We start from the raw sequence: 20,754 nt of genomic DNA, 5'->3' as shown, positions 1-20,754 counted from the left end.
GGGGCCTCCGGCTCAGATCGACTTGTCGACCATGTAGTCGACGGCTGCCTTGACCTCGGCGTCCGACAGGCTGGCGCCGCCGCCGCGGGCCGGCATCATGCCCTTGGCACCGGTGAAGCCTTCGAGCGCGTGCTTGTACAGCGTGTCCTTGCCCTGCGCGATGCGCGGGCCCCAGTCGGCCTTGTCGCCCGGCTTGGGCGCACCCGCCACGCCTGCGGCATGGCACATGGAGCAGGTCTTTCCAAACACGGTCTTGCCCAGTTCGTTTTCCGCTGCGGGCGCCGGTGCTGCGGGCGCTGGCGCGGCGGCGGGTGCCGGGGCGGGCGCCGCGGCGGGGGCGGGCTCGGGCCGCTTGTCGCCACAGCCGGCCAGCAGGGCCGCGAGCACCACGGCGGCAAGGGTCATGGGGGTCTTGTTCATTGCATTCGTCCTAGTCAAAGAGATGGGGAGAGGCGCCAGCAACGCCCGGGGGAGGCAACTGCCTCCCGGGACCTTGCCCGCCGGCACCAACGCGGCAAAAGACCTGTTGATGGGATGGATCGACTGTAGGAGCTGGCCGCCCTTTTGGGCAGGGGGGCACGCCGCTCAAACATGATCCACATCAAATAGATTCATATTGCGTGAATCTATTATCTGACCCATGCAAACCCGTTGGCAAGCCCCCAAAAACCTGCGCCTGTGGATGCTGGCGTGGTTGCTGGCGGCCACCTGCGCGGCGGTTGCCTCGCCCTTCTTGAAGCACCGGCCAGTGCAGCTGGCGTGCTCGGGATCGGGCCATGCCGTGCTGCTGGTGCACACGGCCGAGGGCTTGCTGGCTGCCGACACGCCGGGGATGGACTGCCCCTTGTGCCTGCCGGCCGACATGCCGCCGCCCTGCGGCGCCCCCGGCGCTGCGGCGCCACCCACTGCCCCGCCGGCGCTTGTCTCCGGCCCCGCGCAATGCGCGCTCTCCTGTATGCGGCACCGCCCACCGGCGCGTGCACCACCCCCCGTTTTTTTCACTGAGCCAACCTAAAGAGGTACACCATGAGCGACAAGAGAGACCCACAACTTGCCCCCACCGGACTGGGCCGGCGCAGCTTCATCAATACAGCTGCCCTGGTGGGTCTGACCGCAGGCGTTGCGGCCTGCACGGAAAAGGCCACACCGGCCGCGGCCCCGGCAGCCCCCGCACCTGCAGCCCCCGCGTCCGCGCACGCCGCGGGCAGCATCAACCCGCACCTCAAGCCCGGCGAGCTGGACACGTACTACGGCCTCTGGAGCGGCGGCCACACGGGCGACATGCGCGTGCTGGGCCTGCCCTCGGGCCGCGAGATCACGCGCATCCCCTGCTTCGTACCCGACGCCCTGGTGGGCTGGGGCATCACCAACGAATCCAAGGCCGTGATGGGCACCAAGCCCGACGGCCACCTGGAATACACGGTGGCCGACACCCACCACACCCACGCCTCGTACAAGGACGGCAACTACGACGGCCGCTACGCCTGGATCAACGACAAGATCAATGCCCGCGTGGCGCGCATCCGCCTCGACTATTTCATCTGCGACAAGATCACCAAGCTGCCCAACGTGCAGGGCTTCCACGGCATCTTCCCCGACAAGGCCGACCCGGTGGATCCGGCCATCAACTACACCACGCGCGTGTTCTGCGGCGGCGAGTTCGCCATTCCCCTGCCCAACACCGGCTCGGAAGACTTCACCAAGTACCGCTCCCTGTTCAGCTGCGTGGACGCGGAATCGATGGAAGTGCGCTGGCAGGTGCTGATCGACGGCAACTGCGACCTGGTCGCCACGTCGTACGACGGCAAGCTGGCCGCCACCAACCAGTACAACACCGAGATGGGCGCGAAGTACGAGGACATGATGTCCGCCGAGCGCGACGCCTGCCTGTTCTTCAACGTGGCGCGCATCGAGGCTGCCGTGAAGGCGGGCAAGTTCAAGACCATCGGCAGCAGCAAGGTGCCTGTGGTGGACGGCACGCACGAAGCCAACAAGGACCCCAAGACCGCCCTCACCGCCTACGTGAGCGTGCCCAAGAACCCGCACGGCGTGAACGCCAGCCCCGACGCCAAGTACTTCATCTGCGCTGGCAAGCTCTCGCCCACCGGCACCGTGATCGAGCTGGCCAAGGTGCTGGACTGGTTCGACGGCAAGCTGGAGAAGCTGGACGACGCCATCGTGGCCGAGGTGGAGCTGGGCCTGGGTCCGCTGCACACCGCCTTTGACGGCCGCGGCAATGCGTACACCACGCTCTTCCTGGACAGCCAGGTGGTGAAGTGGAACGTGGAGGCCGCCATCAAGTTCCACGCCGGCGACAAGACCGCCAAGTACGTGGTGGACCGCCTGGACGTGCAGTACCAGCCGGGCCACTTGAACGCCTCGCAGTCCGAAACCAGGGCCGCCGACGGCAAGATCCTGGCGGTGGGCTGCAAGTTCTCCAAGGACCGCTTCCTGCCCGCCGGCCCGCTGCACCCCGAGAACGAACAGCTCATCGACATCTCGGGCGAGAAGATGGTGCTGCTGGCCGACCACCCGGTGCGCGGCGAGCCCCACGACTTCATCATCTTCAAGCGCGACCTGGTGCGCCCCAAGCAGGTCTACACGCTGGATGAGTTCCCGCTGGCCGTCAAGGACCCCAAGGAGTCCGGCGTGTTCCGCAATGGCAAGAAGGTCACGGTGAAGCTGACCTCGCAAGCCCCGGCCTTCAGCCTGCGCGAGTTCAAGCTGAAGAAGGGCGACGAGGTGACGCTGATCCTGACCAACCTGGACAAGGTGGAGGACCTGACGCACGGCTTCGCGATCCCGAACTACAACGTGAACTTCATCGTGAACCCGCTGGAGACCAAGTCGGTGAGCTTTGTGGCCGACAAGCCCGGCGTGTTCTGGTGCTACTGCACGCACTTCTGCCATGCGCTGCACTTGGAAATGCGCACGCGGATGATCGTGGAGGGTTGATTCGGAGCATCCCCCTGAGGCGCGACCGCTCGGTGCTGGTCGCCAGAGGCGACAGCTCTTCGGGACCGTCCAAGCCTGCGCAGGCAGGCTTGGAGCCGCGGCCCTCAGCCCCTTCTCTCTGCGCGCTTCGCGCTCCGGGAAGGGGGACGCAGCCCTCGCTGCGGGGCGGCCCTTGCTCGGCTGCCCTCGCCTGGGCCGCGCCAGTTGCGCAGGCCGCGCTCGTTGCGCATTGCGTTGAAAACCTCCCCAGCCCGTTCAGGCTGAGCCTGTCGAAGCCCTGCACAACGCTCAGTGACGCCCCTTCGCAAAGCCGAGCAGATAGATATTTGAATGAAATTGGCTGCTAGCGCTTGAGGAACAAGCGCTAGCAGCTATCAAAAAGATAGTCCCATGATCTCCCTTCGTCGGCAGTTCGCCACGCTTCTTCTGGTCTTGTTGGCAGCTCTTTGGCTGGCGCCGCGCGCGCATGCTGCGGCGGGGGCCTACGAGGCGGAGCTGCCTGCCGATCTGGCCACGGCCCGCGACCTGTGCGCGCTGGTGCCCTGCAAGGACGTGTTCCCCGGGGCCACGCATTTTTCCGAGCGCAAGGGCCAGCCGCCCTATGTGGAGGCCTACGACAACGACGGTGCCCAGAAGAAGCTGCTGGGCTACGTGATACTGTCCACCGACATCACCGACACACCTGCCTATTCGGGCAAGCCGGTGGTCACGCTGATCGGCATGGACAAGGACGGCCGGTTCGTGGGCGTGAAGGTGCTCAAGCACTCCGAACCCATCCTGCTGCTGGGCATTCCGGAATCGGCGCTGCTCAAGTTCAACGGGCAGTACCTGGGCAAGTCGGTGGCGGACAAGATCGAGGTCGGCCAGTCGCGGCCCGACGAGAACGTGATCGGCCTGGATGCCATCTCGGGCGCCACGGTCACCGTCATCGCGCAGAACCAGGTCATGATGGCCTCGGGCTCGGCCGTGGCGCGGCAGGTGGGCATCCTGGCGCCCACGGTGCGCGAGCCCGCCCGCTATGCCGAGACCGGCAAGCGCCTGACCTGGGCCGAGCTGGTACAGCAAGGCACCGTGCAGCGCCTGCGCGTGCAGCCCGAACAGGTGGGCCTGGACAAGGGCCCCGAGCCGTTCATCGAACTGTGGTTTGGCGACCTGAACCACCCCGACCTGGGCCAAAGCGTGCTGGGCGAGAACGGCTGGCACAACCTGCGCCAGCAGCTCAAGGAGGGTGAGCACGCCTTCTTCATCATCCGCACCGGCGGCAAGGAATCGTTCAAGGGCTCGGGCTTTGTGCGCGGCGGCATCTACGACCGCGTGCAGGTGCACCAGGGCGCCGATGCGTTCACCTTCCGCGACCTGGACGCGCTCAACCTCTACGGCATCGAAGCCGCCGGCGCGCCCAGCTACAACGAGTCGGTCATCTTCATCATCCGCTCGAGTGCGTTCTCCGCCGCGTATCCGTGGAAGCTGAGCTTTCTGGGCAACCGCGTGGACCGCGCCACGGGCACGCGCAGCTTCACCAGCTTTGACGCGCCCTACTGGCTGCCCGCCGCCCTGCTGCAAGGCGGGCGCCCCACCATCGACGAGCCGGACGCACCCTGGGTGCGCGTGTGGAAGACCCGCGCCGTGGAGATTGCACTGTTCGCCGCGCTGCTGGTGGCCGTGACGGTGGTGTACGCGCTGCGCGAAACGCTCACGCGCCGCTCAACCCACAAGAACAAGTGGCCCGTCAACGCCTTCAAGTACAGCTTCTGGGCCATCAGCATCGGCTGTATCGGCTTCAGCCAGATGGCGCAGCCCTCCATCACGCAGGTGCTGACCTGGTTCCATGCGCTGCTGTTCCAGTGGACCTGGTCGCTGTTCCTGTCCGACCCGTTCATCTTCCTGTTCTGGATCTTCATCATCGTCACCGTGTTCCTGTTCGGGCGCGGGCTGTTCTGCGGCTGGATGTGCCCGTTCGGATCGCTGCAGGAGGGCATCTACAAGATCGCGCGCACCCTGGGCCTCAAGCGGTTCCAGACGCAGCTGCCGCAGAAGTGGCACGACCGGCTCAAGTGGGTGAAGTACGGCGTGTTCTTCGGCTTGCTGGCGGTGTCCATGTTCTCCATGGGCACGGCCGAGAAGCTGGCCGAGGTGGAGCCGTTCAAGACCACCTTCCTGGTGGGCGTGCTGAACCGCGCCTGGCCCTACAGCCTGTTCGTGGCCGCCATTTTGGGCGTGTCGATCTTCATCGAGCGGCCCTACTGCAAGTACATCTGCCCGCTGGGCGCGTCGCTGGCCATGCCCAGCACGTTCCGCTGGTTTGGCCTGAAGCGCAAGCAGGACTGCAACAGCTGCAAGGCCTGCGCCACCGGGTGCGGCGCCCAGGCCATCGACGCCGACGGCCGCATCGACCACCGCGAATGCCTGCACTGCCTGGACTGCATGGTGCTCTACACCGACACCAAGGGCTGCCCGCCCCTGGCCAAGGAGCGCAAGCGCCGCGAGAAGGACGGCCTGGAGATCACGCCCATCGGCAAGAACGGCTATTTCATCCCCATCCACCCGGCCACCGTGGCCGACCAGATCTCGGCCAAGGCCGCGCAGGGGCCGGACCCGCGCCTGCCCACCGCGCCGGCGCAGCCTGCGCACAAGGCCGATGCCACCGGCCTGCGCTGGGTGGCCCTGGAGCTGGCGGACCACCTGTGGCCCTGGAGCCGCGCAGGCTGGGCCTCGCGCCGCGGCCTGCAGATCGCGGGCTTCTCGCTGGCCCTCGCGGCCAGCGTGGCCTGGGTGATGGCGGCACTGGGCACGCTGTCGTCGGGCGCCATCATCGGCTGGTGGTTTGGCTGGAGCGTGTACGAGGTGCTGATCCGCCTGTCGGGCAAGCGCTACGTGAAGGACGGCCCGTGGTGGCAGGGCCGCTACCGCGTGGCCGGCGTGATGGACATGCTGAGCTACGTGGGCTTCAAGAACCTGCTCATCGGCGCGGCGCTGTTCCTGGCCCTCAAGGCCGTGGCGGGGCTGGCGTGATGAAGCCTCCCCTGGCCCTCACGGCATTCACCGCGTGCGTGGCACTGGCGGGGTGCCTGCTGGCCCTGCCCGCTGGCGCGGCCACCGTGCGGGTGGCCCCCGGGCAAGACCTGCAGGCGGCCATCCAGGCCGCCAGGCCCGGCGACACCGTGGAGGTGCAGCGCGGCTTCTACCGCGTGGGCACGCTGCGCATCGACAAGCCGCTCACCCTGCGCGGCCTGGACCGCCCCACCTTGAGCGGCGGGCAGCAGGGCGACACCATCCGCGTCATCGCGCCCGACGTGGTGATCGAAGGCCTGATCGTGCGCGACTCGGGCACCAGCCTCAAGGACCAGAACGCGGGCATCTACATCCAGCCCGGCGCCCACCGCGCGGTGGTGCGCTACAACGACCTCACCTACAACCTGTTCGGCCTGTGGATCGAGAAGGCCAACGACGTGCGGGTAGAGCACAACACCATCACCGGCCTGCGCGATGTGGGCTCGTCGCAGCGCGGCAATGGCGTGCAGCTGTACAACACCACGGGCGCCCGCATCGAGGGCAACCAGATCAGCTTCGTGCGCGACGCGCTGTATGTGGACGTGTCGCACCACGCGGTCTTCCGCGGCAACAAGCTGCACCACAGCCGCTACGGCACGCACTACATGAACTCCTACTACAACCTGTGGGAGGACAACGACACGTACCTGAACCGCGGCGGCCTGGCACTGATGGAAGTGCGCGACCAGGTGGTGCGCAACAACCGCGCCTGGGGCAACGCCGACCACGGCATCATGCTGCGCACGCTGCAGGACTCGGTGGTGGAGAACAACGTGGTGGCCGAGAACCAGCGCGGCTTCTTCATCTACGACGTGGAATACGCCACGCTGCGCGGCAACCTCGTCACGCGCAACACCGTGGGCGTGCACCTGTCGGCCGGCTCCACCCGCAACGTGGTGGAGGGCAACGACTTCGTGGGCAACCGCGAGCAGGTGCGCTACGTGGGCGCCCGCGACGAGCGTTGGGGCACCCAGGGCGGCAACTACTGGAGCAACTACCTGGGCTGGGACCGCGACGGCAACGGCGTGGGCGACGTGCCCTACGAAGCCAACGACATGGTGGACCGCCTGACCTGGCGCCACCCCGCCATCAAGCTGCTGCTGGCCAGCCCCGCCGTGCAGGCGCTGCGCCTGGTGGGCCAGCAGTTCCCGGTGCTGCGCGTGCCCACCGTGGTGGATCCCAAGCCCCACATGCAACCTTTTCACCCTGAACGGAGCCATTGGCGTGACCCGCAATCCTCCTCCCATTGACCCGCCCGCGCCCGCCGCCATCGAGGTGCGGGGCGTGCACAAGCGCTACGGCGCGCTGCACGCCGTGGACGGCATCGACCTGCGCATCGAGCGCGGAGAAATCCTCGGCCTCATCGGCCACAACGGCGCGGGCAAGAGCACGCTGTTCAAGATGGTCCTGGGCCTCACGCCCGCCACCGCGGGCGACATCCGCGTGGGCGGCACCAGCGTGCAGGGGCGCGACTTCCGCACCGCACGGCGCCACCTGGGCTACCTGCCCGAGAACGTGGTGCTGTACGACAACCTGAACGGCCTGGAGACGCTGCAGTTCTTCGCGCGCCTCAAGGGTGCGCCGCAGGCCCAGTGCGCCGCGCTGCTGGAGCAGGTGGGCCTGACGCACGCGGGCCGCCGTGCCGTGCGCGAATACTCCAAGGGCATGCGCCAGCGCCTGGGCTTTGCGCAGGCGCTGCTGGGCGACCCGCAGGTGCTGCTGCTGGACGAGCCCACCAACGGCCTGGACCCGCAGGCCATCCGCGATTTCTACGCCACGCTGCGCAGCTTGCAGTCGCGCGGCGTGACCATCGTCATCACCTCGCACATCCTGGCCGAGCTGCAGGAGCGCGTGGACCGCCTGGCGATCCTGGCCGCTGGCAAGCTGCAGGCGCTGGGCAGCGTGCAGGCGCTGCGCGACCAGGCGCACATGCCGCTGACCATCGAACTGGCGCTGGACGACGCGGACATCCCCACCGCCGTGCTCGCCCTCGCGCCGCTGCAAGGTGTCACGGCCACAGCCCACGCCGGCGGCCTCACGGCCATCTGCCCGCGCGACGCCAAGATGGCCGTGCTGGGCGCGCTGGCGCCGCTGGGCACGCGGCTGTTGGATGTGCAGATCCATGAACCGTCGCTGGAAGACGTGTACTTCGGGCTGCGCGACCAATGAACACCGCTTCGCTGATTCAGTACACAAGCCCTTCTCCCCTCGCGGCAGACGGGTTGGGGAGAGAGGGCCTGCGCCCACGCTTCGCCCGCTTCGCCCCCTCTCCCCGGCCCTCTCCCGCAAGGGGAGAGGGAGGCACCGCCGCGCCAGGGAAGGAACCTACCCGCGCGGCGTCACGTGCAGGGAAGCGCGCCCGGCAGCGTGTGCCCACCCAACCGCCGCTGGTCCAGCGCACCAACCCCTCGCCCCTCGCGGGAGAGGGGTTGGGGAGAGGGGGCTTGCGCCCACGCCGCGCCCGCTGCCCCCCCTCTTCCCGGCCCTCTCCCGCAAGGAGAGAGGGAGTGACACCGCCCTCATCCCTCCGCAGGAGCCGCTGACATGGAAATCACCCAAATCCTCACCATCGCGGGCAAGGAGTTCCGCGACCGCATGCGCAACCGCTGGGTGCTGGCCGTGGCGCTGGTGTTCACCGTGTTCTCGCTGGCGATTGCCTACTTTGGCGGCGCGCAGCAGGGCACGGTGGGCTTTCGCTCCATCGAGTTCACCATTGCCAGCCTGGTCAGCCTGGTGATCTACCTGATCCCGCTGATCGCCCTGCTGCTGGGCTTTGACGCCATCGTGGGCGAGCGCGAGCGCGGCTCGCTCGACCTGCTGCTGTCGCTGCCCCTCACGCGGCTGGAGCTGCTGCTGGGCAAATACCTGGGCCTGGCCGCGGCGCTCACGCTGTCCACGCTGGCGGGCTTTGGCCTGGTGGCGGTGCTGCTGGTGCGGCAGTTCAGCGCGGCCGCGCTGTTCCACTTTGGCGGCTTCATGCTCAGCTCGGTGCTGCTGGGCCTGGCGTTCCTGAGCCTGGCGGTGCTGCTGTCGGTGCTCACGCACGAGCGCACGCGCGCCTCGGGCCTGGCGATTGCCGCCTGGTTCTTCTTCGTGCTGGTGTTCGACCTGCTGCTGCTGGGCGCCCTGGTGGCCACGGGCGGCAGCGTGGGCGGCGAGGCCATGGCCTATCTGCTGCTGCTCAACCCCGCGGACGTGTTCCGCATCCTCAACGTGTTCTCGCTGGAAGACGTGCGCACCCTGTACGGCCTGACCAGCATCGTGCCCCCCGCCCTGGCCAAGCCATGGCTGATGGGTGCGGTGATGGCGGGCTGGATCGTGGTGCCCCTGGGTCTGGCGGGCTGGAGATTCAAACCATGACGACCCCTCTTTACCAACCCCGGTGCGGCTGCACCACCCGCCGCCAGCTGCTGGGCTGGGCCGCCCTCGCGTCGCTGGGCGCGCTCACGGGCCTGGGAAGCCTGGCCGGCTGCAGCCAGGCGGACCGCGGCGCGCAGTCGCTGCAGCCCGTGGAATTTGACCGCACCACCAGTTGCGAACTGGACGGCATGCTGCTGGCCGACTACCCCGGCCCCAAGGCCCAGGTGCGCTTTGCCGGGCAGGACAAGCCCTCGTTCTTCTGCGACACGGTGGAGCTGTTCGCCACGCTGCTGGCCGGCGAGCAGGTGCGCGCCGTGCAGGCCGTGTACGTGCAGGACATGGGCCAGGCCGACTGGGACGCGCCCCAAGGCCACTGGATCGACGCCAAGGGCGCCCTCTACGTGGTGGGCGGCAAGCGCCACGGCTCCATGGGCCCCACCATCGGCAGCTTTGCCCAAGAGGCCGATGCGAAAAAGTTTGCGGCCGAATACGGCGGCAAGGTGCTGCGCTTTGCCGAGATCACGCCCGCCATGGTGGACCTGAGCGGCGGCGCGCAGCACGACGCGCGCATGTGACCGCCATGCGCGCCTGTGCCCCCGCTGCACCCCCGCGCCGCCCCACCCGGCGGGCGGCTATCGCTGCGCTGCTGCTGGGCGGCAGCGCCGCCGTGGCGGCCTGGCGCTGGCCGCTGCGCGGCGCGGCCGGGGCGCCGGCGCCCATGGAGGACGACGTGTGCGTGGTCGCGCCGCCCACGCCGTACAACCCCGCCTCCGGACTCCCGCCCGAGGCGGCCCGCGAGGTGCCGGCCGACGCCCGCTGCCCGGTGTGCGGCATGTTCCCCGCACGCGCCCGCGCCTGGGCGGCGCAGGTGATCTTCGCGGACGGGGATGCGCATTTCTTCGATTCGCCGCTGAGCCTGATGCTGTACCTGCGCGACGTGGGGCACTACACGCGCGGGCGCACGGCCGAGGCCATCGTGGCGCGCTACGTGACGGACACGGGCACGGGCGCATGGGTGCCGGCCCTGGAGGCAACGTACGTCGCCGGCTCGTCGGCCCTGGGGCCGATGCGCGCAGGCAATCTGCCAGCGTTCGGGCACCCCGCCGAAGCGGCGCGGTTTGCCCAGGCCCGGGGCGGGCGGTTGTTGCGGTGGGATGGGGTGGATGCCGGCCTGCTGCGGGCGCTGGCCCCTGCGCGGCGGCCGGCCCACGCGGCGCACTGAGCCGATGCGGTGCGCACCCGTTGCGCAGACCGCTACCAAAAATATAGCTGCCCGCGCTTGCTGGACGGCCGCTGGGGGCCTTCAAGGCTCCAAAAAGCCCCGCAATTCCCCGAAAGCCACCCCCAGGCCCCGGGGCGTCTCACCTCACTGCGGAGGCGATTCCGGCTGCACGGCCTTGAACAGGGCCGCCACCTTGCGCTTGGGCTTGATGTTGGCCGAGATGCTGCTGCGCGCCGGGGACTTGGCGGCCGCTTCCCAGGCGGGGGCAGCTGCAGCGGTCGGTGCGGGCTCGTAGGGCTTTTCGAAGAAAGGGTCGCGCGAGGCGACGGCCGGGCGGAAGCCCCGGTGGGGTTCGCGGCCTTCACGGGCTTCGCGCCCTTCACGCCCCTCCCGCGGTTCGCGCTCACGTTCGCGGCGCGGCGCACCGGCGCCATCGCGCCACCCGCGGCTGATGCCCTCGCCACCGCGGGCCGCACCCCGGCGGTCGTCGTCGAGCGGCAGGGTTTCCAGGTCGATCTTCTTCTTGATGAGCTTTTCGATGTCGGCCACCAGCCGCGCATCGCTGCCCGACACCAGCGTGACCGCCAGGCCCGATGCCCCGGCGCGGCCCGTGCGGCCGATGCGGTGCACGTAGTCCTCGGCGTTGAACGGCACGTCGAAGTTGAACACGGCGGGCACGTCCTTGATGTCCAGGCCGCGCGCGGCCACATCGGTACACACCAGCAGGTCGACCTCGCCCTGCTTGAAGGCTTCCAGGGCCTTGAGGCGCTCGTCCTGGCTCTTGTCGCCGTGCAGCGCGGCCGTCTTCAGGCCCTCGCGCTCCAGACTGCGGGCCAGGCGCGCACAGCCGAGCTTGCTGTTCACGAACACGAAGGCCTGCTTGACACCCCGGTCGCGCAGCACCTGGTGGATGACCCGGCGCTTGTCGTCGTCCGAGGCGGAATAAAAGCGCTGCTCCACCGTGGAAGCCGTCTCGTTGGGACGGGCCACTTCGATGGTGATGGGGTTCTGCAGGTAGCTGCCGGCCAGGCGCTTGATCTCGGGCGAGAAGGTGGCGCTGAACAGCAGCGTGGTGCGCTGCTTGGGCAGGTAGCTCAGGATGCGCTGCAGGTCCGGCAGGAAGCCGATGTCCAGCATGCGGTCGGCCTCGTCCAGCACCACGTACTCCACCTGGTTGAGCACCGCGTTCTTGGCTTCGATGTGGTCCAGCAGCCGGCCGGGGGTGGCCACCAGCACCTCGACGCCTTTTTTCAGCTCCAGGGTCTGGGGCTTCATGTCCATGCCGCCGAACACGACGGTGCTGCGCAGCTTGGTGTATTTGGCGTACAGCGCAATCTGCTGAGCCACCTGGTCGGCCAGTTCGCGCGTGGGCAGCAGCACCAGGGCGCGCACGGGGTGCCGCGCGGGGGAGGTGGAGCTGTTCTCGTGCTTGAGCAGGCGCTGCAGCAGGGGCAGCGAGAACGCGGCCGTCTTGCCGGTGCCGGTCTGTGCGGCACCCATCACGTCCTGGCCGGTGAGCACCACCGGAATGGCCTGCGCCTGGATGGGCGTCATGGACTGGTAGCCCATCTCGACCACGGCACGCGCCAAGGGCTCTGCCAGCGATAAATTGGAAAAGGAACTTGTCATTTAGCCCGCTATTGTCGCACCGCCGCCTTGCAAGCGTGTTTCCGGCCGCTCGGCGGCGGGGTGGGCGCCCGCACCGCTGCGCCGGCGGAGCGCATGGAATGCTACTATTTTTATAGCTGCTTGCGCTTTATCCATAAGCGCCAGAGCACTTTTTGATCAAGAATCCTACTCCAGCACCGCGCGCAGCTGGCGTGTGGTGGCGCTCAGACGCCTCGCCCCGATCTGGGCGAGGTTATTCATCACCGTGAGCGCCGGGCCGGGGTAGTCGCGGGCCCAGGCGTCAAAGTCCGCCCGCGACAGGCGCACCAGGTGCGCGGGGCCGCGCTCGGCCCCTGCACAGGCGGTGCGGGCGGCGCCGCTCAGAAACGCCATCTCGCCAAACGCCATGCCCGGCCCCACGGTGGCCAGGCGCAGGCCCTTCTCGGGCGGCCATTGCGTCACCAGGGCGATGTGGCCCGACTTCACCACCAGCAGGTCGCGGTCGGTGTCGCCGTCCAGGAACACCAGCCCATGGGGCGGCACGGCCACGGTGCGCAGGCGCGCGATCAGCGCCTCGGCAGCGGCTTTGGGCAGCCCTTCGCCGGTCTCGCCCAGCGGGTCGCGCTCCGCGCGCACAGGGCGCTGCTCCAGGGGGCGCTGCGCCAGGATGCCCACCTCGGCCCACTCCAGGGCCCGGTCCAGGTCGGCAAAGGCCCGCACGTGCTCGCCCCCGATCTCCGCTGCCACCGGGTCCAGCGCCGCAACGGCGGCGGCAACGCCGCGCTGCTCCAGGTCGCGCACCAGCGCCCGCAGCTGCGCCAGGGCCGTGCTGTCCCAGCTGGGCACCCGGCTGGCGTCCAGAATCACCCAGCGGTGGCGCGGCTGCAGCAGCAGGCGCACCTGCTCGGCCAGGTGCGCCGCCACCCCGAAGGACATCACACCCTGCAGCTCGAACACCGCCACCTGGTTCATGCGCGCCGCGATCCAGCCGTCCGAGCCCGCCCGCCGCAGGCGCCGCGAGCGCAGCTCGCCGTCCAGCCGCACATGGCGCAGCACCTTGGAGGCCGACTCGTGCAGCAGCACAAAGGTGGCCACCACCAGCCCGGCCACCAGGGCGCCCACGCCGCCCGCCACCGCAAACACCAGCGCCACCAGCCAGCTCTGCGCCCACGTCACCCGGGAGCGGCGCGCATAGCGCAGCGACCACATGACGCGGGGCACCTGCATCAGCCCCGCCAGCACCAGCCCGCCCGCCAGGCAGGCCATGGGCACCCAGTGCAGCCACCAGGCGCCCGTGAGCGCCACCCCCAGCATCACACCGGCGTGCCAGCGCGGGGCCTCGCGCGAGGCTCCGGCCTGCGCCAGCACGATGCGCGAGCGCGACGCGCTGGTGGATGCGGGAATCAGCCCCGCCAGCCCGCACAGCGCGCCCACCAGGCTTTCGCGGCGCAGCGCGTGGTTGGCATCGCAGCGCAAGCCATGGTCCAGCTCCAGCTCCTGGTGGAAGACAAGGATTTCCAGGCTGTTGACCAGCGCCATGAGCAGGGCCAGCAGCACCAGGTCCGCGCCGTGCCGCTGCACGAGCACCATCCACGGGATGCCGGTCCAGTCCGGCCACAGCGGCCCGGCAAAGGTGCTGGGCGGCACGGCCGGCGTCAGCACGGCGCCTGCCGCGCTGCTCCAGGTCCCCACCAGCGCTGCGCCGGCCGCAACCACGGCCACGGCCGACAGCAGCCCCGGCATGCGCGGCCAGCGCCGCCGCAGCCCCCAGGCCAGCGCCACCACGGCCAGGGCGGCCAGCGCGTGCCAGCCGGTGCGCGCGTCCCACACGGCAGCGGCGCCGGCTCCGAACCCGTTGCGCGCCTGGCCCAGCACCATGGACAACCCGACCCCGGCGGCGAAGCCGTGGGTCACCGACACCGGCAGGAACCGGGCCATCGACGCCAGCCGCAGCACCCCCAGGAACCACTGGAACACAAAGGCCAGCGCCACCGTCGCGCCCGCCACGGCCAGCACCTGGCGGGCTGTCAGCCCCAGCGCCCCGGCGGCACCGTGCGCCGTGGCCAGCACGGCGGCAAACAGCAGCGCCACCACGGTGGTGGGCGCATACACCACCCCGGCGCGCGGAACCACCGCGGTGAGCACCAGCCCCGGCAAGGCTGCCGACCACAGCGCCAGCGCCGCCAGCGAGTGCTCGCCCGCCAGCGGTGCAAACGCCAGCAGGCCCAGGCCCACCGCGTGCGGCACGGTGACGGCCACGGCCGACCACGCGGCGGTGGCGGCCGAAGCGGGCGGCGCCGACGGCTGCGCCCCGCCGCGGGTCTGGGCCTCAGCCGGCGGCGCGGAAAGCGTGGAGACGGGTTGCCTGGACAAGGGCCTGAATCAAAGGACGGAGCGCCCCGCGCCGCAAGGCCCGGGAGGCGGCGCGTGCTACAGGCCGCGGGCCCCGAAGGTGTCGCAGGCCTTCACGCTGCCGTTCTCCAGGCCGTTGTGGAACCAGCGCTGGCGCTGCGCGCTGGTGCCATGGGTGAAGCTCTCGGGCACCACGGCACCGCCGTTGGCGCGCTGCAGCGCATCGTCGCCGATCTTGGCGGCAGCGTTCATGGCTTCCTCCACGTCGCCCTGCTCCAGAATCTGCCGCGCGTTCTGCGCATGGTGGGCCCACACGCCGGCAAAGCAGTCGGCCTGCAGCTCCAGGCGCACCGACAGCTGGTTGTATTCCGCCTGGCTGACCCGGCCGCGCATCTGGTCGACCTTGCGGCTGATGCCCAGCTGGTTCTGCACATGGTGGCCCACCTCGTGGGCAATCACGTAGGCCTGCGCGAAGTCGCCCGGGGCGCCCAGGCGGCTCTTCAATGTTTCATAGAAGCCCAGGTCGATGTACACCTTCTGGTCTGCCGGGCAGTAGAACGGCCCCATGGCCGCCTGCCCCGTCCCGCAGGCCGTGGGCGTGGCCCCCCGAAACAGCACCAGCCGCGGGTCCTGGTAGCTGCCGCCGCCCTGGCGGAACACGCCTTGCCACACGTCCTCCGTGTCGGCCAGCACGGTGGAGACAAAGCGCGCCATGTTGTCGTCCGCAGGCGGGCGGTGGGCCGGCCCTTGCGTTTGCACCTGGGGCGGCTGGCCGCCGCCGCTGAGCAGCCCGAGCAAGGTGAGCGGGTTGACGCCCAGCACCCAGCCCCCGATCAGCGCAATGACGATGGTGCCGATGCCGATGCTGCGCCCGCCGAAGACCGGCATGCCGCCCCCGCCGCCGCCTTCGTCCCGCCGGTCTTCCACATTGTCCGATTCGCGATTGCCTTCCCATTTCATGCTGCATCTCCAGTGCCGGCCCCGAGCGAGCGGCGTGGGCGCGATATTACGCGTCCCGCGCGCACCCCCGGGGCGGTTCACGATCTCTCACAATGGACGCCTTGGCACCGTCCGCCCCGCCCGCTCCGGCAACCCACCCCATGCCCCACGACCCTCCTTTTTCCACGCACCTGCCGGCCGAGCCGGTGATCCTGCTCACCGGCTTCGACCCCTTTGGCGGCGAGCAGCACAACCCCAGCCTGCTCATTGCGCAGGCCCTGGACGGGCAGCGCATCGCCGGCCACCGCGTGGTCGCGGCCCGGCTGCCCACGGTCTTTGGCGCATCGCTGCAGCAGCTGCAGGCGCTGCTCGCCGCCCACCGCCCGGCGCTGACCGTGTGCCTGGGCCAGGCCGGCGGGCGCGCAGCGCTGTCCCTGGAGCGCATTGGCATCAACCTCAACGACGCGCGCATCCCCGACAACCGGGGCCAGCAACCCATCGACACGGCGGTGGTGCCGGGCGGACCGGCGGCCTATTTCACCAACCTTCCCGTCAAGGCCATGTGGCGCGCGGTGCAGCGCGCGGGCGTGCCGTGCGAGGTGTCGCAGACGGCGGGCACCTTTGTCTGCAACCACGTCCTGTACGGCCTGATGCACCTGCTGAGTGCGCCCGGCAGCGGCCTTGAAGGCGCCCGCGGCGGCTTTGTCCACGTGCCCTGGCTGCCCGAGCAGGGCACGCCCCACCTGCCCTTGCGCAACATGGTCCGCGGCATCCACGCGGCCCTGTGGGCGGCCGTGCTGACTCCGGCGGACATCACCTTGGGGGCCGGCGCCACGCATTGAAGATTTCACGGCCGGGCAACAGGGACTTGCCCGGCCTCGCCGCACGGCATTGCAGGGTAGAGTTGACATTTTTTTGCAATCCCACCCCTTTCAGCCGCCCTCCGGACCATGAACTGGCCCCGCTTTTCGGACTACAGCCTGCGCACGCAGATGGCGCTGGTGTTTGCCGGCCTGGTGGTGGGTGTTTCCGTGGTGCTTTCCCTGGTCTTCGGCGAACTGCTCAAGCGCCGCATCGAGCAGGATGTCGGTGCAGCGCTGAAGGTGGTGGCCGAAAACGCCGCCCAGCTGCTGGCCACCGGACTGCTGGAGCGCAGCCGCGAGGCCGAAGTGCTGGCCGCCGCGGAGGTGGTGTGGAAACAGGGCCTGGACAGCCCTGAAGCGCACCACATGCTGGTGCGCAGCCAGGCCATGCAGCCCCACAGCGCCTGGATCGGCGTGGCGGATGCCCAAGGCGTGGTGCGGACCGCCACGGGCGGCCTGCTGGAGGGGAGCAACGTCGCCTCGCGCCCCTGGTTCCGCGAAGGGCTGCAAGGAACCTACGTTGGAGACGTGCACCCCGCCGTGCTGCTGGAGAGGCTGCTGGCGCCGCTGCCGTCCGGCGAGGGCCACCGCTTTGTCGATTTTGCGGCCCCGGTGCGCCTGGGGCCCACCACCGTCGGGGTGGTTGCCATCCATGGCAGCTGGGAATGGACGCGCGAAGTCATGGAAAGCATGACCCCCCCGCGCACCGACAGCCGCGCGGTGGAACTGTTCGTGTTCGACCGCCAGGGCCAGCTCATCTACGCACCCGGCGGCCGCACCCGGGCGCTGCAGGAAGCGGGGCAGCGCCTTCCGGTGGAGGCCCGCCCTCCGGCGGAAGCGGGGGCGCCCCGCCCCAGCGTTGCGCAGTGGCAGGACGGGCGCCAGTACCTCACCGCCACGGCGGCGCTCAAGCCGCGCAGCCGCGCGAGCGACCTGGGGTGGCGCGTCGTGGCACGCGAGCCGGTGGAGCTGGCTTTTGCCGAGGCGCGGCACACGGTGCGCAAGGCGCTGGCCCTGGGGCTGGCGGCGGCCTTGCTGGCCTCGGGGCTCGCGTGGGTGGTCGCGCGCCGGCTCAGCGAGGATCTGTACGCGCTCGCCGACGCCGCCAGTGCCATTGAAAGCGGCAAGCCCGGCGGGCACATTCCGCAGGCGCGCAGCAGCCGCGAAGTCCGCACCCTGGCCACCGCGCTGGACCGCATGACCAACCGGCTGCTGGCAGCTCGGGAGGCCATGGAAGAAAAAGTGCGCCTGCGCACGCTGGAGCTGGAGAGCGCCAACCGCGCCCTGGACCTGCAGGCCCGCACCGACGCCCTCACCGGCCTGCTCAACCGCCGGGGCTTTGAACCGCAAATGGCGTTTGCCCTGGCGTTGGCCCGCCGCACCCGGCGCCCGCTGAGCGTGGTGGCGGTGGACGTGGACCACTTCAAGCGCGTGAACGACACCTACGGGCACGAGGCCGGCGACGAAGTGCTGCGCCAGCTGGCACGGGCCCTGGAGTTGCGGCTGCGCCATTCGGACGTGGTCGCACGGCTGGGCGGCGAGGAGTTCGTGCTGTTGCTGCCCGACACCGGGCTGGACGGCGCACGGACCATTGCGCAGGCCGTGCTCACAGCCATGGCCGAGCGCGAAGACCCGGTGGTGGGCCGCATTACCGTGAGCGCCGGGGTCGCCACGATGCACGGCGCGGACGACACGGGCATGGACATGCTGCGGCGCAGCGACGCCGCCCTTTACGAGGCCAAGCGGCAGGGCCGCAACCGGGTCTGCACGGAAGCGTGAACCGTGCGCAACGCGACCGTCCTCACGACAGCCGGGTGCCCGCAGGAGCCGCCGCCTGCGCAGCGGCCGCCGCGGGCGGCGCATCAAAGTACGCCTGCAGCTGCGCGGCCAATGCGTTCAAGGCCGGGTCGGGCACCAGCTGCGCCTTGGCGAGCTGCATCTGCGCATAGGGCCGGTGGCCCAGCATCATTGCGGCATTCACGCAGTGGCCGTGGGCGGCCATTTGCAGGATAAAGGCGTCCAGGCGCTCGCAGGGCCAGTAGTGGCACGGCGGCGTGCCCGCAGGTTCAGCGGCATCCCAACGCGGCCCGCCCGGAGCGGCGACGCCTTCCGCCCCCGGGGCGACGCCCGGCGTCTGCTGCCCCGCGCCTGCGGGCTCCGCAGCAGGAGACCAGCGCGCCACCAGCGGACCGGCCAGCGCGCCCATCCAGGCGATAAGCGACGGGTTTCCTGAGGGAGGGGCAAAGGTCAGCATGGCAGGTCCTTCCGAACAATCATTGCCCGAGCATGTTGCCCGAGCGTGACACGGATGCTAAAAAACTTACCTGCGCTTGCACTTCAGCCAAGCGGCCATGGCGGTGTAGGACGCCGGCGCAGCGGGCCGCAGCCCGCACCGAAGCGCTTGCGAAGAGGCTTTCAAGCCTTGGGCAGCGTGACGCCGATCTGGCCCTGGTACTTGCCGCCGCGGTCGCGGTAGCTGACCTCGCAGACGTCGTCCTTGTCGCTCTCGAAGAACAGCACCTGCGCGCAGCCCTCGCCCGCGTAGATGCGCGCGGGCAGCGGCGTGGTGTTGCTGAATTCCAGCGTCACGTAGCCCTCCCATTCGGGCTCGAAGGGGGTCACGTTGACGATGATGCCGCAGCGGGCGTAGGTGCTCTTGCCCAGGCAGATGGTGAGCACGTTGCGCGGGATGCGGAAATACTCCACCGTGCGCGCCAGCGCAAAGCTGTTGGGCGGGATGATGCAGCTGTCGCCTTCAAAATCGACGAAGCTCTTTTCGTCGAAGTGCTTGGGGTCCACCACGGTGCTATGGATATTGGTGAAGACCTTGAATTCCGGAGCGCACCGGATGTCGTAGCCGTAGCTGCTGGTGCCGTAGCTGATGATCTTGCGACCCTCGACCTCGCGCACCTGGCCGGGCTCGAAGGGCTCGATCATGCCGTGCTCGGCCGCCATGCGGCGGATCCATTTGTCGCTCTTGATGCTCATCGGTGCACTCCTGCGCTGCCACCTGCGTCATTGCAGGCATGATGCTATTAAATACGTAGCTATTCGCGCTTGACCATCAAGCGCGGGAGCCGTATTTTGCTTGAGAAATCACCGTTTGTTCCACCACGCGGTCGTCGCCCAGTACGATCAGCGCAAACAACAGCTCCGCCAGGTTGCTTGCCTGGCTTGTCTTGCGCGCCAGCAGCGGCGTGGCCGCCGGGTTGAGCACGAGGAAGTCGGCCTCGCAGCCGGGCTGCAGGTTCCCCACCACCCCGCCCAGCCCCAGGGCCTGGGCGGCACCGGCCGTGTGCAGCCACCACAGGCGCTCGGGCGACAGGCTCAGCCCCTGCTTGGTCTGCCCTTCCCGGCCCACGTAGTAGGCGGCCAGCATGGTGTGGAAGGGGCTGAAGCTCGTGCCGCCGCCCACGTCGCTGGCCAGGCCGTGGCCGAAACCCACGCGGTCGGCGCCAGCGTAGTCGAAGAAGCCGCTGCCCAGGAAGAGATTGCTGGTCGGGCTGACGGCCGCCACCGCGCCGGTGGCGCGCATGAGGGCGCGGTCCTCATCGTCGAAATGGATGCAGTGCGCATACACGGCGCGTTCGCGCATCAGGCCGAAATCGTCGTACACGCCCAGGTAGCTGCGCGACCCGGGAAACAGCTCGCGGGCCCAGCGGATCTCGTCGCGGTTCTCGGCCACGTGGGACTGGATCCACACGTCCGGGTAGCGCGCGGCCAGTTCGCCGGCACCCCGCAGCTGCTCCGGCGTGCTGGTGGGTGCAAAGCGCGGCGTGATCGCATAGCCCAGGCGGTCCACGCCGTGCCAGCGCCGGATCAGGGCCTCCGTGTCGACCAGGCTTTCCTCGGTGCGGTCGCGCACGCCGTCGGGCGAATGGCGGTCCTGCAGTACCTTTCCGGTCACCAGCCGCAGCTGGCGTTGCTGCGCCGCGCCCATCAGCGCGTCCACCGACACCGGGTGCGAGGTGGCGAAGGCCAGGGCGGTCGTCACGCCATTGCGCAGCAGCTCGTCGATGAACACCTGGGCCACCTGCTGCGCGTACGCGGCGTCGGTGAAGCGGGCCTCGTGCGGAAAGGTGTAGTTCTCCAGCCAGGGCAGCAGGCCCTCGGCGGGCGAGCCGATCACATCGGTCTGCGGGAAGTGGACATGCATGTCCACGAAGCCGGGCGCCAGGATGCGGCCGGGCAGGTGCTGCACCGGCACCCCGGCGTACTGCGGCGCCAGCGCCCGCCACGCGCCCGCCGCCAGCACCCGCTGCCGGCCCGCGGCGTCGGGGCCTACGGCCAGCAGGCCGTCTTCGTCATACAGGGCCGTGCCGTCGTCGGCAAAGCGCAAAAGGGCGGAACGGTAGACATGCATGGGCGCTAGCTTAGCGGGCCGCCGCACCGGTGCGCATACCG

16 protein-coding genes are annotated in these 20,754 nt (G+C 69.6%); 9 read left to right on the top strand and 7 right to left on the bottom strand.

Annotated features, from left to right (window positions below):
- Positions 1-12: 12 nt before the first annotated feature.
- Complete coding sequence (locus ACOYR3_RS07005) at positions 13-420, bottom strand: c-type cytochrome (protein ID WP_422845743.1); 408 nt, start codon at positions 418-420, stop codon at positions 13-15.
- A 606-nt stretch (positions 421-1,026) separates the two neighbouring features.
- Between ACOYR3_RS07005 and nosZ the strand changes: the two genes are divergently transcribed.
- From nosZ to ACOYR3_RS06970, 7 genes are all read left to right on the top strand, one after another.
- On the top strand, positions 1,027-2,955 hold the full coding sequence (gene nosZ, locus ACOYR3_RS07000; protein WP_422845742.1) for a TAT-dependent nitrous-oxide reductase: 1,929 nt from the start codon (positions 1,027-1,029) through the stop codon (positions 2,953-2,955).
- A gap of 390 nt (positions 2,956-3,345) precedes the next feature.
- The gene (locus ACOYR3_RS06995) at positions 3,346-5,967 is read left to right on the top strand and encodes a 4Fe-4S binding protein (RefSeq protein WP_422845741.1); all 2,622 of its coding nucleotides are present in this window, start codon (positions 3,346-3,348) and stop codon (positions 5,965-5,967) included.
- Positions 5,967-7,256: a nitrous oxide reductase family maturation protein NosD gene (locus tag ACOYR3_RS06990; RefSeq protein WP_422845740.1), complete on the top strand. Its 1,290-nt coding sequence runs from the start codon at positions 5,967-5,969 to the stop codon at positions 7,254-7,256. The genes ACOYR3_RS06995 and ACOYR3_RS06990 overlap by 1 nt, the downstream gene beginning before the upstream one ends.
- Positions 7,231-8,175 (top strand): ABC transporter ATP-binding protein, encoded by a 945-nt coding sequence (locus ACOYR3_RS06985; protein ID WP_422845739.1) that lies wholly within the window; start codon positions 7,231-7,233, stop codon positions 8,173-8,175. The genes ACOYR3_RS06990 and ACOYR3_RS06985 overlap by 26 nt, the downstream gene beginning before the upstream one ends.
- A 375-nt stretch (positions 8,176-8,550) precedes the next feature.
- Complete coding sequence (locus ACOYR3_RS06980; RefSeq protein WP_422845738.1) at positions 8,551-9,366, top strand: ABC transporter permease; 816 nt, start codon at positions 8,551-8,553, stop codon at positions 9,364-9,366.
- Complete coding sequence (locus ACOYR3_RS06975; protein ID WP_422845737.1) at positions 9,363-9,941, top strand: nitrous oxide reductase accessory protein NosL; 579 nt, start codon at positions 9,363-9,365, stop codon at positions 9,939-9,941. The genes ACOYR3_RS06980 and ACOYR3_RS06975 overlap by 4 nt, the downstream gene beginning before the upstream one ends.
- A gap of 5 nt (positions 9,942-9,946) precedes the next feature.
- Positions 9,947-10,588: a nitrous oxide reductase accessory protein NosL gene (locus ACOYR3_RS06970; protein WP_422845736.1), complete on the top strand. Its 642-nt coding sequence runs from the start codon at positions 9,947-9,949 to the stop codon at positions 10,586-10,588.
- A gap of 144 nt (positions 10,589-10,732) precedes the next feature.
- On the opposite strand, the gene ACOYR3_RS06965 is transcribed toward ACOYR3_RS06970, so the two are convergent.
- The 3 genes from ACOYR3_RS06965 to ypfJ all read right to left on the bottom strand — a co-directional run bounded on the left by ACOYR3_RS06965 (position 10,733) and on the right by ypfJ (position 15,508).
- Positions 10,733-12,217 carry a DEAD/DEAH box helicase gene (locus ACOYR3_RS06965; RefSeq protein ID WP_422845735.1) on the bottom strand — a complete coding sequence of 495 codons (1,485 nt, stop codon included), beginning with the start codon at positions 12,215-12,217 and terminating at the stop codon, positions 10,733-10,735.
- Between the two features lie 165 nt (positions 12,218-12,382).
- Entirely contained in the window at positions 12,383-14,569 is a 2,187-nt protein-coding gene (locus ACOYR3_RS06960) for a SulP family inorganic anion transporter (protein WP_422845734.1), read from the bottom strand.
- Positions 14,570-14,626: 57 nt separating this feature from the next.
- A complete protein-coding gene (gene ypfJ, locus ACOYR3_RS06955; RefSeq protein ID WP_422845733.1) occupies positions 14,627-15,508 on the bottom strand; it encodes a KPN_02809 family neutral zinc metallopeptidase in 882 nt (293 codons plus the stop codon).
- Positions 15,509-15,648: 140 nt separating this feature from the next.
- Here ypfJ and pcp point away from each other — a divergent pair, with 140 nt between their 5' ends.
- Positions 15,649-16,329, top strand: a complete 681-nt coding sequence (pcp, locus tag ACOYR3_RS06950) for a pyroglutamyl-peptidase I (RefSeq protein WP_422845732.1) — start codon at positions 15,649-15,651, stop codon at positions 16,327-16,329.
- A gap of 108 nt (positions 16,330-16,437) precedes the next feature.
- Positions 16,438-18,129: a diguanylate cyclase gene (locus ACOYR3_RS06945; RefSeq protein WP_422845731.1), complete on the top strand. Its 1,692-nt coding sequence runs from the start codon at positions 16,438-16,440 to the stop codon at positions 18,127-18,129.
- Between the two features lie 22 nt (positions 18,130-18,151).
- On the opposite strand, the gene ACOYR3_RS06940 is transcribed toward ACOYR3_RS06945, so the two are convergent.
- From ACOYR3_RS06940 to guaD, 3 genes are all read right to left on the bottom strand, one after another.
- Positions 18,152-18,604 (bottom strand): hypothetical protein, encoded by a 453-nt coding sequence (locus ACOYR3_RS06940; RefSeq protein WP_422845730.1) that lies wholly within the window; start codon positions 18,602-18,604, stop codon positions 18,152-18,154.
- A 161-nt stretch (positions 18,605-18,765) separates the two neighbouring features.
- Positions 18,766-19,338, bottom strand: a complete 573-nt coding sequence (gene dcd, locus ACOYR3_RS06935) for a dCTP deaminase (protein WP_291485766.1) — start codon at positions 19,336-19,338, stop codon at positions 18,766-18,768.
- Between the two features lie 76 nt (positions 19,339-19,414).
- Complete coding sequence (guaD, locus tag ACOYR3_RS06930) at positions 19,415-20,713, bottom strand: guanine deaminase (RefSeq protein ID WP_422845729.1); 1,299 nt, start codon at positions 20,711-20,713, stop codon at positions 19,415-19,417.
- Positions 20,714-20,754 lie beyond the last annotated feature (41 nt).

Origin of the sequence: Acidovorax sp. M2(2025) (assembly GCF_049330835.1) — a bacterium.
Classification (GTDB): domain Bacteria; phylum Pseudomonadota; class Gammaproteobacteria; order Burkholderiales; family Burkholderiaceae_C; genus Acidovorax.
Note: the sequence above shows the minus strand (reverse complement) of the source record. Positions and strands in the feature narration are given on the sequence as shown.

Excerpts from the sequence above, each read along its gene's own strand:
- ACOYR3_RS06975 (WP_422845737.1), top strand. The coding sequence starts at position 9,363 with ATGACGACCCCTCTTTACCAACCCCGGTGCGGCTGCACCACCCGCCGC.
- ACOYR3_RS06965 (WP_422845735.1), bottom strand. The coding sequence starts at position 12,217 with ATGACAAGTTCCTTTTCCAATTTATCGCTGGCAGAGCCCTTGGCGCGT.
- ACOYR3_RS06980 (WP_422845738.1), top strand. The coding sequence starts at position 8,551 with ATGGAAATCACCCAAATCCTCACCATCGCGGGCAAGGAGTTCCGCGAC.
- ACOYR3_RS06995 (WP_422845741.1), top strand. The coding sequence starts at position 3,346 with ATGATCTCCCTTCGTCGGCAGTTCGCCACGCTTCTTCTGGTCTTGTTG.
- ACOYR3_RS06970 (WP_422845736.1), top strand. The coding sequence starts at position 9,947 with ATGCGCGCCTGTGCCCCCGCTGCACCCCCGCGCCGCCCCACCCGGCGG.
- nosZ (WP_422845742.1), top strand. The coding sequence starts at position 1,027 with ATGAGCGACAAGAGAGACCCACAACTTGCCCCCACCGGACTGGGCCGG.
- ACOYR3_RS06945 (WP_422845731.1), top strand. The coding sequence starts at position 16,438 with ATGAACTGGCCCCGCTTTTCGGACTACAGCCTGCGCACGCAGATGGCG.
- ACOYR3_RS06940 (WP_422845730.1), bottom strand. The coding sequence starts at position 18,604 with ATGCTGACCTTTGCCCCTCCCTCAGGAAACCCGTCGCTTATCGCCTGG.
- ACOYR3_RS06990 (WP_422845740.1), top strand. The coding sequence starts at position 5,967 with ATGAAGCCTCCCCTGGCCCTCACGGCATTCACCGCGTGCGTGGCACTG.
- pcp (WP_422845732.1), top strand. The coding sequence starts at position 15,649 with ATGCCCCACGACCCTCCTTTTTCCACGCACCTGCCGGCCGAGCCGGTG.
- ypfJ (WP_422845733.1), bottom strand. The coding sequence starts at position 15,508 with ATGAAATGGGAAGGCAATCGCGAATCGGACAATGTGGAAGACCGGCGG.
- guaD (WP_422845729.1), bottom strand. The coding sequence starts at position 20,713 with ATGCATGTCTACCGTTCCGCCCTTTTGCGCTTTGCCGACGACGGCACG.
- dcd (WP_291485766.1), bottom strand. The coding sequence starts at position 19,338 with ATGAGCATCAAGAGCGACAAATGGATCCGCCGCATGGCGGCCGAGCAC.
- ACOYR3_RS07005 (WP_422845743.1), bottom strand. The coding sequence starts at position 420 with ATGAACAAGACCCCCATGACCCTTGCCGCCGTGGTGCTCGCGGCCCTG.